Consider the following 12,492-nt stretch of genomic DNA (forward strand, 5'->3'; position numbering starts at 1 on the left):
CGTGCAGGCAGTTTGCGCGTTGAGCGTGGTTCTCCTGTTGGGCACCGCGTGCCCTTCGATTCCAACGGAACAATCCCGCGAGCCGAATCCCGACTCGACAAGCGGACCCATCGTCGACCCGTTTGATCCGCAACCCAGTTCACCCGACGAAGTCCAGGGCGGTTCTCAACCAACGGACGACGAAATCGCCGCGATACTCTCCGTGGACAGCGACAACGACGGGGCGACTGACCTGGAAGAGCTCGCATCCGGCGGTGACCCCAACGACCCGACCGACGGCCCGGACATCGACGGTGACGGCATACTCAACGGCTCGGATCCGGACGTCGACGGCGACGGCTTGGACAACGGCGTTGATCCGGATGTCGACGGCGATGGACGCCTGAACGGTTTCGACGACGACATCGACGGAGACGGCCTCCTCGAAGCTGAGGACGATGACGACGACGGTGACGGCATTCCCGATCTCATCGACAACGACGACAACGGCGACGGCGAGGACGACTGCGGCTGCGAGCACGGCGTGTGCAGCGCGTTCGGTGGGCTCTGCTTCTGCGACCGGGGCTGGGAGGGCGAGGACTGCGACGAATTCCACTGCCGGGACGTTCGCAACTGCAACCACGGGAAATGCGTGGGACCCAACACCTGCCGCTGCGATTCCGGCTGGGAGAGCATTGGCTCAATTCCTTGCGCTACATTTCATTGCCGCCAGTTGAAGAACTGCAACCGGAACGGGTTCTGCATCGGCCCGAACGTGTGTCGTTGCGACGCGGACTGGCAGGGATTGGAAGACTGCTCGATCCATACATGCGACCGCAATCCCATGTATTGCGACGACGGTGACCCTTGCACGGAGGACGTGTGCAACCCGGCGATGGGCTGCAGCCACACTCCGATCATGTGCACGTCGCCGGAGGAATGCGTCAACGGAACTTGCACGACGCGATGCACAAATGCGTCGGCCTGCATGAACAATCAGGGATGTCGCGACGGCGGGTGCTTCGAATGCGAGAACGACGCGGACTGCCGTGATGGCGACCCCTGCACCACCGATTTATGCGACCCGCTCATCGGCTGTACGAATCAGGCAAAGACATGCGGCGCCGGCGAAGAATGCGTGCGCGGGGCCTGCGTTACGTCCTGTATGAACGATTCTGAATGCGGAAACGATGCCGGCGGGATGCCACGGAAGTGCAGCAGCGACAATGGCTGCTTCGACCAGTGTGATGACGGCGAATGCGGCGATGAAGAGGTTTGTGACGACGGCATCTGCGTGCCGGAGGATCAGGAAGAAGACCAACCATAACGAAGAACCCGCACCGCGGGATCCGGGCCAGGAGAGAGAGGCGAGGATAGATGAAGTTCGTGAAGACAATCGTTACCATGGTGCTGACGGCAATCCTGCTGCCGGCAATTTCAAGCTGCAACAACCAGATCGGAGCCGGAGACAGCGTCGCACAACGGTCGCTGGGGCGCATCGAGACGGCCAAGGCCCTCAGCCGGCATTACGTCTCGGTGTCGTTGAGCGACGACGCCGATCCGTCGGCGATGTCGCCCGAGCGTTTCCGAATTCAAACGGGCGATGGATCGGCCAGCCTGCGCGTGGCAAAGACCGAAGTGGCGCCCGACGGTCGCTCCGTCATCCTGGTCACCGACCCGCAGGACGCGGTGCTCTATCGCTTGTCGATGGTTTCCGCGGACCGCTCGGTCGATGCCGTCGACGCAGCCGCCGACAGCGGTGGAGTTCTGTTCGCCGGCTCGTTGACGGACGAGCCCCAGCTTCTCAGCGCCGTATCCCTTTCCAGCACGACCGTGCTGCTGACCTTCAGCGAGGCCATGAATCCGGTCACAGCGGAAGTGGCGGCATTCTATCGAATCGCTGATCCCGACGGGGAACCGGACATCGATATCACGGTAACCAGCGCCGATCTCGGCCCTGGCGGCACGACGGTTCTGCTTACGACGACTCCTCAGGAAAACCGCGAGTACATGGTCTTTGTTTCCAATGTGGACGCGGCGTACCGCGCCAGCACGAGCTGCCTGGGTGACAGCTTCCCCTTCCGCGATCCGGGCAATCGCTGCGCCTCGCAAATCCGCCCAACGGACGACGCGGGCATCGGCGGACCGTTTGTTCTGACGGCACGCACGCAGATCGACGCAAACAGTCCCACCAACCCGGACGCCACCGGGCAGACGGGCCATGTGTATCTGTCGACCGTGGCCGCGGGCGTCGTCAGCACGAGTTGTGGCGGCATTCCGAATATCGCCGGAACCGGAACAGAGCGCGACGAAGAGTTGATTATTCAGTTCGATGCGCCGGTTCAGCATGAGGCGTTAACGCTGGGCTTTATCGACCTGTCCTTCTTCACGGACGATCCGGTGATTTTCGTATCCAGCACGGCATCGGCGGCTTTCGACTACGTCGTTCCCGAATCGGATATTGTCACGGCGTTCACCGCGGCCGGGGCCGCCAACGGAACCGTATACTTCGGCGATCTGTCCACGCTTCCGGCGGGGCTACTTGTGGACGCTGTCAAGATCAGGGAAACAAACTCGGGAATCTCGGTTTCCTCGATGTGCATCGCTTCTTCGCGCCGGCTGAGCCCGGCGGCGTCATCGGCGCTGTTCTTCGGCATCCCGCCGGTGGATCAGGCCGGCCCGATCGTGCTCGGTGCCGTGACGACGAGCAACAACACCGTCCTGGTATCCTTCAGTGAACCGCTCCGGCAGGAGTCGGCCGACCCCGTCAATTTTTCGATCAGCCCGGCGCTCACGGTGCTCGGCGCTGAACTGACCCGCTACGACACGCAGATTGTGCTGACCACGCTGCCCATGACCGCTGGCCAGCAGTACACGCTCACCGTCTCGAACGTGCGCGACCTGGCGGGTAACCTCGTCGGCACGCAGGCGCTCGTTTCGGGCAACACCGTCAATTTCACGTTTCCGGGTAATACCGTCTTCGAGGGCGATGAGAAGCCGCGCGTCGTCGGAGCCATTTCGATCACCAATGACGCCGTGGTTGTGACGTTCAGCAAGCCAATGGGTGACAGCGCGGTGCAAGCTGAGCACTATGCGATCGCCCGCGAAGGGAATAATCCTCCCGGTGGCGTGCTGGAGGTTGTCGGAGCGCAGTTCCACATGCAGGGATCGCGGACGGCCGTGCGACTCACGACGCTTCCTCAGTCGGACGTGCTCTATCGCTTGACCGTAGTCAACGTGCAGGATCTTCAGGGTAACCAACTCGCCCCGGCCGAGTTGCTGGTCGATCCGACCAGCGTGACGTTCCTGGGGTCGCCCACGACCTGCCCGGTCTGCTCGAATGGGGCGCCGGGCCTCGATGGCGCGGGGCGCTGCCTGACGGATGCCGACTGTGACAACGACCCGCCCTGCAACGCTTCGGAAGCCGACTGCGAAGACAAATGCGTCGATGCCTGCGCGGCGCTCGACAGCGACGGCGACGGCCTTTCGGATCAGGCCGAACAAAGCGGCTGGGTGATCACGGTGGTAACGGCAACGGGTGACCAGATTTCGACGCACGTCACGAGCAATCCGCAGGCCAAGGATTCCGACGGGGACGGCGTACTGGACCTGGACGAGCGGGTCTACGGATGTAACCCGCGAAATGCCGACACGGACGGCGATCTGCTCAGCGACTATGATGAACTCAACCTCTGGTACAGCGATCCTTGGAACCAGGACACCGACGGGGACTCCTTCATCGACGGTCTCGACGTGATCTTCGAGACATCGCCGATTCTCGCGGACACCGACGGCGACCAGATGGACGACGCCGAGGAGCTCATCGAGCGGAATCGGAATCCACTGATCGCCGACCTGCCTCTGCCGCAGGTCAGCGTGTCCGATTTCGCGTTGGAACTCAATGTGACGTCGAGCTTCACGGACGAGGAGGGCACGACGAATTCTCTCTCCACGACCAACTCCTCGACGTTTACGCAAAGCCAGACAACGTCCCTGGGCACCAGCGAAACGAACTCCACGCAATCCGAGAATACCTTCGGTCAGAAGATCGGCGCGGAAGGCGGCACGGCGGGCTTCAAGATCTCGGGCGAAGTGAGCTTCGGGCAATCGCAGGCGGCCGGCTACAGTACGACGACTGACCGCCAATCATCCGCCACGTCGCAACAGGAGTACCAGGAGTCCGTGACCAACGCGCTGGAATTCAGCGAAAGCCGCTCGGTCACGCGAAACATCGACTCGGCCATCGTCCAGGCAACGGTCAATATCTCCAACAGGAGCGACATCTCCTTCACCATCACGAACATCGAGCTCTCCATGCTCCAGCAGGATCGCGTGACCGGACTGACCTTCCTGCCCATCGCCACATTGCGTCCCACAGGCGCGGATGACCCGCTGGGCCAGCCGGTCTACAACATTTCTCCGCTGGAGCAGAATCGCGGGCCGATTATCTTTGAAAACACGAGCATATTCCCCAACCGCGTCGACGACCTCATGCGCGAGCCCACCGGTCTCATCTTCAAGGTGGTCAACTACGATGTGCTCGACGAGTTTGGTCGCAACCTCGTCTTTACGACGCAGGAAGTGATCGACCGGACCGCGGCGATCACCATCGATTTCGGGGATGGCCGGGTGGAGCTCTATCGCGTCGCGACGGCGAGCGTCTACGGCCCCGATGCTCGCCAGGTGGGCATCACCATGGAAAGGGCGCTGGAAATCGCCGGTCTGACGCATGACACGGTCGCTTCCACGGACATGAATACATACGCGACCAGACCCGATATGCGCATGCTTCAGGGCGGGGGCACGGTCACGGTGGAAGCGCTCGTTCGTGTTCGCGACGTGGCGAACACCATGGATGGCAAGAAATTCTGGACGGCCGTCAGTTCCAACACGGATCTCGACGAGAACTCCGACTTCCGCTCGATTCCGCTGAAAGCCCGGGATACGTTCCTGATCATGTACACGAGCGATGAGGACAACGACGGCCTTTACCTCCGCGAGGAATACCTCTACGGCAGCGACGACACCCTGGTGGATACCGACGGCGACACGCTTTCCGACTTCTCGGAAGTTAGAGAAGGCTGGTTGGTGTCCAAGGTTCCCGGGCTGCCCTACAAGACGTTCCCCAGTCCGGCCCGACCCGACTCCGATCTCGACGGGTTAATGGACAATGATGAGAAAACCGCCGGTACCGACCCCAACCGTTCCGACACGGACGAGGACGGCCGGTCGGACACGTCCGAGCTGCTCGACACGTACACCATCGAGTTGTTCAACCCCGATGCGGGTCCGAGCACCCCCCCCGTTGTACTCACCGTCGCGCCTTACAGCGACTGGGCCATCAGCGCGGGAACGAACGGCACTTGCGATACGACGACCGCTTCCGGCGATGACGTCGTCGTAACCCAGAACGGCACCGGTTCAAAGCTGTGCATCGGCCCGGGACCCAACGGCGTGATCGAGACGACGCCTTCCATGGACGACCAGGTTGTTGCGACGCCGAAGATCGATCCCGGCCCGGACGGCATCTGCCAGACCACGACGGCCTCCGGCGACGACGTCGTCGAGTTCAGCATGGCATCGAGCCCCCCGACCAAAAGCACCATCGGCAAGGTCTGCATCAGTGCCGGCCTCAACGGCACGCTGGACACCAACCCCGCCATAAACAGCGACGACTTCATTCGCGTCGCACACAAGGGCCTGTTCGGAACCGATCCGGTCAAGACGGACACCGATCTCGACGGCGTCAATGACGGCCGTGAAGTCATCCTGGGGATTAATCCCAACAGCCCCGACGCCGGTAAGGTCACCGATACCGATTCGGACGGTCTCTTCGACGACGAGGAGGACCTCTGCGGATCGGACAAGAACCTGCCCGATACCGACCGCGACGGCATTCCGGACGTGATCGAGTGCGCGCTGGGCTTCGATCCTACGAAGTCCAACTCGGACATGGATTCGATTCTCGACTATCTGGAGTTTGACTCTAGCAACCCGATTTCCAACGGAAATCCGCTGTACGATCCGGTGGTACTCGACACGGCTCTGACCAAGTGCAACGATGCCCCGAACTGCAATTACGTCGCGCCGCCGGTCAGCCTCCTCGCGCGGACGCACCCGGCACGCACCGATACCGACGGTGACGGGTTGAATGACGATACCGAAGTCAACTCCAGTTGGAACGTAACGGTTTATGGAGGCTCACCGGTGGCGGTGATGTCCGATCCGCTCAACGCCGACATGGACGGCGACGGGCTGAACGACTCCGCCGAACGAACCGCCATGACCGACCCGAACGACCCCGATACCGATGATGACGGCCGGCAGGACGGCGCGGAACTCACAGCCATGCTCGACCCGCTCCGCAAGGACAAGCGGATCAATGTCACGCTCGTTGACATTGATGTGGTCGATGACTGCGACGATACGTCGCTCGAAGGTCTGGAACTCAAGGGAGTCTTCACGATCGAAGAACCCGATGGTTCCACGGTCACTTTCAGGACTTTCGACTGTGAGGCGGAGAAGGGCGCCTGCGGAGTCAGCAACTGCTGCATGAGCGAAGGCGATGCCTCGGCGTGCCCGGGCGAGAGTTTCACCGTCGGCGTTGGCAGCGGAAACTTCGTGCTCAAAGACGGCGAGTCCTTCGTTCTGGAAAGCAACAGTCTTATTGACATCGACAGTCTCGACTGCACCACGCAGTTCGGGAACACCATCGGCACTCTGTCGGAAACAGTGAGCTTCGCCTCGCTGCCGGCGACAAAGAACGTCACCGTGGGAACGGGCAGTTGTCAGATCGTGGTCAATTACACGATTACGATTGTCAATTGACGCGAAGGCCGGCGCGGCCTCGCAAGACCTTCAACAAGAACGGGTCCGGCACGCTTGCCGGACCCGTTTCGTTGGAGAACCGCAGGTCGCAGCTCGGGTCGGGGCGCGTAGGTTTCTGTTTCATGTGCCCCGGGGCCTGCAAGGGAAAACCCGGCGGACGATCCCGATTCGTTTGGGCACAAACGGCTTTTGAGTCGGGCAACCCGCCGGCTTCGTAGTCGCCATCGCGGAATGGGCTGACGTGAAACTCGAATCGCCTGCCGCCTCGCTTCGCGAGCCATATGCGCACGAAAGACCGCCCGCCCGGACCCCGCAACGCGAGGAACTCCTCGCTCAACCCGCCCTTCCGAGGCTCGGCACGGCTCAGAGCTCGCCGACGTCGCGGAGGCCGAATACGCGAAACTCGGAAAAACCGCCGCAGGAATTATCCTGGTGTACGATCAACGTCAGAATGATCGTACGGCCTTCCACGCCCTCGGGAAGGGCAAGGTTCAAGTCAACGCGGAAGGCCGACATGCTGAGAACCCCGCTGTCGTAGACCGTTTCGCCGGCGAGATCCTGCACAAGAACCTGCACGCTGGCGAATCCGAATTTCCCCCCGCCTTCAAAGGTGTCGGGGTCGGTCTCAATTCGCGTAATGCTCGTGTTGCGCACCTCGTTGAACACCCACGTGAACACCTCCGCTTCAGGCCCCGGCCCGCCGCCACCGCGGCCGTCCGAGAACCAGTTCGTCCCCGTCGAGCCATCGACCGCCAAATATGTCTGGAAATCGTCCCGGTCCTGGTAGACGGACGAACTCGAGACTGAGCCTTCGGCGGTGATGTTCGTCACAACCGTGCAATCCGGGTCCGGAGGATCGCAGTCATTGATGCAGGTGGATGATTCGTCGGCGCCGCAGAGGGCGCAGTCCGGATCCGCGCCCGCACAGTCGACCTCGCAGAAATCATCGCGGGGACAGGTGTCGGAGCCCTCGCAATCGGGATCGCTCGGAGAGCAGTTCAGAATGCAAACGTCGTCGAGGTTGCCGCAATAGGCGCAGTCGTCGTCGGATTCCGGACAGCCGTGCCCGTTGACCGTTGTGTCACACCGATCGTCATCATCGCAGCAAGTGGCAAGCCGATCGCAGAAATCAAAATTGGTGCAGTCCGCATCCAACTCATTGCACCGCTGGATGTCGCAGACCTGATCTCCGACGCAGCAGAATCCCTTGGCCGCGCAGATCTCCGCATTGCTACAATCGGGGTCCGGTTCCGTATCCGGACAATTGACGTTGCATGCGCCGTTGGGAGAACAGTCTTCCGGTGTTTCGGGCTCCGGATCGTCGGACGAGGTGCAGGGGTTGTCGTCCAATTCCTGTACGATCCCATTCCACTCCTGGCAGAATTCGCGCTGCGCCTTCAAGGCATCATCCACCTGGCCCTGAATGATGCTTCTGGGCACGATAACCAAGTCCGATTGAATCATGTCGACGACATCGTCGAGAAACAACGTCGCGTAGAGTTCTGCCAGGGCACAGCCGTTGGTAATTTGGCAGAACGTTGACAAGTCGAGCTCGCCGAAATCATCCAGTTCGCGCGCCGTCGGGCTGGTCTTGGGTGTAGTCGCCGCCGAGTGGACGGTGAGAGTTTGCAGTCCATTCACCACGCTGCGTGCGGTGCGGAGCGCCGGATATTGGGTAAGTGACACCGAAACGATGAGCATGCCGAGTTCCGGATCGTCCACATCAATCGACAACGTCTCGGCATCGGTCCGTGTAATGACGAAAACGCCGCCATCCAGGGACATGATGCGGCTCAGATTACCGTTTTCATCAATACTGAAGCTCCCGACGTCTTCGGAGGTGATTGCCGCGAGTTTACCTTCGGCATCGCTTTGAAGCTCGAAGCTGCCTCCGTCATAACTGAATGTACCAAGGGAATCTCCGGAACCGGGAGTGAACATGGCGGTGGATGACGGGCTGGGGGGTCCGCTCGGCGCACACCCCGAGTTCGGCAAAATCATAAGCAATGTACCGGTGCAAACAGCGATTCCCTTGGAATGCACAACGCCCTTCCTTTCCAGTTGATTTCTCAGATGTCCGATTTCTGATCCGTCGCAGCGCCCGAACGCTCCGTTTGCTGGACTATAACAAAAAAATCCACCGCTGCGCGATTTGTCGTGGAGTTTCGGCGATAAGGCAAATGATTCCGTGATGATATCGGCCGCTGCCTCGAAAAGCAGAGCTTGCTTGATCGTGGGTCCATGAGAAGACGGGCCCGGCGACTTCGCCGGACCCGTCCTTTGAGCTGAATCAGGATTAGGTGAGGACCGGTCTACTTGGTGTCCTTCACCTCGAATTCGGCATCAATGACGTTGTCGTCCGTGCCGGATGGTGACTCGCCGGCGGAGCCTTCCCCGCCGCCGGCAGGCGCAGCACCAGCCTTGGCCGCCTGCTCGTAGATGATCCGCCCGATCGCCTGGGCATCCTGGAGCAATTGGTCGCGGGCCCGACCGATGGCCTGGGCGTCGTCTCCCTTCATGACTTCGCGGACGTTGTTGATCGCAGACTCGATCTTGCTGCGTTCCTCGGCCGGGACCTTGTCCCCGTGCTCGCGTAGCTGCTGCTCGATTTGATAGCAGGCGTTGTCGGCGTCGTTGCGGGCCTTGATGAGCTCGGCCCTCTTCTTGTCGTCCTCGGCGTGCTCGGCCGCTTCGCGCTTCATGCGCTCGATGTCCTCCTTGGACATGCCGCCACTGCCTTCGATGCGAATCGACTGCTCCCGTCCGGTGGCCTTGTCCTTGGCGGAGACGTTGATAATGCCGTTGCGATCGATGTCGAACGTGACCTCGATCTGCGGAACGCCCCGCGGCGCCGCGGCGATGCCCGTCAGATTGAATCGACCGAGCGTGCGGTTATCGGCGGCCATGGGACGGTTGCCCTGAAGCACGTGAATCGTGACCTCGGTCTGCCCATCGGCGGCCGTGGAGAAGACTTCCGACCGCGACGTGGGGATCGTGGTGTTGGCCTCGATCAGCTGGGTCATGACGCCGCCCAGCGTCTCAACACCGAGCGTCAAAGGCGTGACATCGAGCAGGACGATGTCTTCCTTTTCGCCGGAAAGGATCGCACCCTGGATGGCCGCGCCTACGGCGACCACCTCATCGGGATTGATGCTCTTGTTGGGCTCTTTGCCGAAGACCTCCTTGACCAAGGCCTGGACGGCGGGCATGCGCGTCGAGCCGCCGACGAGCACGACCTCGTCAATGTCCTTGGGTGACATCTTCGCGCCGGCCAGCACGTCCAGGACCGGCTTGCGGCAGCGCTCGGTGAGCTTCCGCGTCATCTGCTCGAACTGCGCCCGGGTGACGGTCACCTGCAAGTGCTTGGGCCCGCTCTGCGTCGCGGTGATGTAGGGTAGATTGATGGTGGTCTCGAGCACGGTGGAAAGCTCGCACTTTGCCTTTTCCGCCGCTTCCTTCAGTCGCTGGAGGGCCATCGGATCGGTACGCAGGTCGATGCCCTCCTGCTTGCGGAAGGTCTCGGCGAGGAAGTTGATGAGCTCCTCGTCGTAGTCATCGCCGCCCAAATGGCCGTCGCCGCTGGTGCTCTTGACCTCAAACGTGCCGATTTCCGGATCGATCTCCAGGACGGAGATGTCAAACGTACCACCGCCGAGGTCGAATACGGCAATGGTCTGTTCCTTCTTCTTGTCGAGACCGTAGGCCAGCGCCGCTGCCGTCGGCTCGTTGATGATGCGCTCGACCTTGAGACCGGCGATCTCACCGGCGTCCTTGGTCGCCTTGCGCTGCGAGTCGTTAAAATAGGCGGGTACCGTTATGACGGCCCGGTCCACTTTGTGGCCGAGGTAATCCTCGGCGGTCTTTTTCAGATCCTGAAGAATCATGGCGCTGATTTCGGGTGGAGTGTAATTCTTGCCTCGTGCCTCCACCTTAACGAGTTCGTCAGGCCCGCCCACAACGTTGTAGGGGACGATCTTCTCTTCCTGAGTGACCTCGTTGTGACGTCGCCCCATGAAGCGCTTGATTGAGAAAATGGTGTTCTGCGGGTTCGTCACCTGCTGGTGGCGGGCAACCTGTCCGACCAGCCTCTCTCCTTTTTCCGTGAAGGCTACCACGGACGGCGTGAGGCGTGAGCCCTGGGCGTTGGTCAGGACCTTGACCTGTTCGCCCTCGGCCACGGCCACCACCGAGTTCGTGGTTCCCAAGTCGATTCCGATGATCTTTGACATGATTTACCTCCTGGCCATTGAGCCTTTGGGGTCGGCGCTCCCTGCGCCTGATCATCGGGTTTACATGCCTCATGCCAGCGGGCGATGCCCGGGGTATTCACATAAAGATATGCAAATCAATAGATTACAATATTCGCACAAACCTCCGGCGGAGGGCGACTGCCATCGTGACAGGCTCGGATCATGCGAAAATGGCACGTCGAGGCTGGTTCGGAGGTGGCCGGCGGCCGATGTTTAACGGGGGGAAAGTCGGTTTCCCCGAGCCACAGGACCGATAAACTCATACGCCATGAGCATTGAGCCGTTCGAGACCGCCGAAGCCCAAGGCTTCCCCGTCGTGCGCCAGCAATCGGTATTCATCGAAAACAGGGTTGGACAGCTCCTGCGGCTGACCCGCCTATTCGATCAGACGGACGTGCGTATTCTCGCCGTGTCCGTCGTCCACTCGGTTGATTGCGCCATTTGCCGTTTTATCGTGGACGATCCCGATGCAGGCGGTGACCTGATCCGCAAAGCCGGATTTCCGTCCTGCGAGTCCGAGCTCCTGGTCGTGTCACTTCCGCACGGCAAGAGGGCTTTGCTGGAAACATGGGCGGCGCTGCTCGGCGGCGAGGTGAACATCCACTACACCTACCCGCTCCTCACCCATCCCCAAGGGTCTCCGGCCATTGCCGTGGCCTGCGACAACCTCGAGCAGGGCGTCCGCGTCCTCCGCGAGCGTCGGTTCACACTGCTCGACGAGGGCGATCTGCGCGATACCCGCCTCGAGGATTGATCGACGGCCAGCGCCTTGTGCCGCAGACTGCTGCGTTTTGCGGCTCGTTCAAGCACTCCTTTCTTTTCCTGCACGACGCGCCTGCGTCAATTGCGCACGGTCTGCCGGCCGGAAAAAGCCATCATCGCACCCGTGGGAATTCCGGGCGTGTACCAGAAGTTGGAACGGCTGACAGGCGCCTTGTCGGAACCTGTCGATCCTCCAGAAAAGCGTTGCATGCCTCCGACATTTGTAGTAGGCTACCTACGACAGTTGTAGGAGACGGCGGGCGAGGATTGGCGGAACATGGCAGCACGACCGTTGGAGCTGGGAGACGCGGAGCTGGAGATCCTCAAGGTCTTGTGGGATGAGGGTCCCGGGACGGTCCGCGACGTTTTGATGCACTTGCAAAAGCGCAAGCGCCGTCCCGCTTACACGACGGTTCAGACGCTGCTGACTCGGCTCGAAAACAAGCGGTTTGTTACCAGCAACAAGACAGGACTGGCATTCGTGTACCGGCCACGCGTGTCGCGCGAGCAGGTCACCCGAGCGCGGCTGAACACACTGGTCAACCAGTTGTTCAACGGGGAGGCCGGTCCGCTGGTCCTGCAACTCGTGAAATCAGAGAAGCTCACGCCGAAGGAGATCGGCGAGCTTCATCGGTTGATCGACGAGCTGGATCAGGGGCAGGCGTAACGGAAT

The 12,492-nt window shown here is 61.1% G+C and carries 6 protein-coding genes; 4 read left to right on the forward strand and 2 right to left on the reverse strand.

Features of this window, described 5'->3' with window-relative positions:
• The first annotated feature begins 19 nt into the window (after positions 1-19).
• Entirely contained in the window at positions 20-1,306 is a 1,287-nt protein-coding gene (locus J5J06_06350; protein MCO6436693.1) for a hypothetical protein, read from the forward strand.
• A gap of 59 nt (positions 1,307-1,365) precedes the next feature.
• Positions 1,366-6,807 carry a hypothetical protein gene (locus J5J06_06355; GenBank protein ID MCO6436694.1) on the forward strand — a complete coding sequence of 1,814 codons (5,442 nt, stop codon included), beginning with the start codon at positions 1,366-1,368 and terminating at the stop codon, positions 6,805-6,807.
• 363 nt (positions 6,808-7,170) lie between these two features.
• Here the strand turns inward: J5J06_06355 and J5J06_06360 are convergent, their stop codons facing one another.
• Both J5J06_06360 and dnaK read right to left on the reverse strand, forming a co-directional pair.
• Positions 7,171-8,808, reverse strand: coding sequence for a hypothetical protein (locus J5J06_06360; GenBank protein ID MCO6436695.1), 1,638 nt, complete (start codon positions 8,806-8,808; stop codon positions 7,171-7,173).
• Between the two features lie 311 nt (positions 8,809-9,119).
• The gene (dnaK, locus tag J5J06_06365) at positions 9,120-11,036 is read right to left on the reverse strand and encodes a molecular chaperone DnaK (protein ID MCO6436696.1); all 1,917 of its coding nucleotides are present in this window, start codon (positions 11,034-11,036) and stop codon (positions 9,120-9,122) included.
• 289 nt (positions 11,037-11,325) lie between these two features.
• On the opposite strand from dnaK, the gene J5J06_06370 reads away from it, so the two are divergent.
• Together J5J06_06370 and J5J06_06375 are read left to right on the forward strand one after the other, a co-directional pair.
• Positions 11,326-11,811 (forward strand): acetolactate synthase, encoded by a 486-nt coding sequence (locus tag J5J06_06370; protein ID MCO6436697.1) that lies wholly within the window; start codon positions 11,326-11,328, stop codon positions 11,809-11,811.
• 285 nt (positions 11,812-12,096) lie between these two features.
• The gene (locus J5J06_06375) at positions 12,097-12,486 is read left to right on the forward strand and encodes a BlaI/MecI/CopY family transcriptional regulator (protein ID MCO6436698.1); all 390 of its coding nucleotides are present in this window, start codon (positions 12,097-12,099) and stop codon (positions 12,484-12,486) included.
• Positions 12,487-12,492: the final 6 nt, after the last annotated feature.

This window comes from Phycisphaerae bacterium (assembly GCA_024102815.1).
Lineage (GTDB): Bacteria > Planctomycetota > Phycisphaerae > UBA1845 > UBA1845 > JAGFJJ01.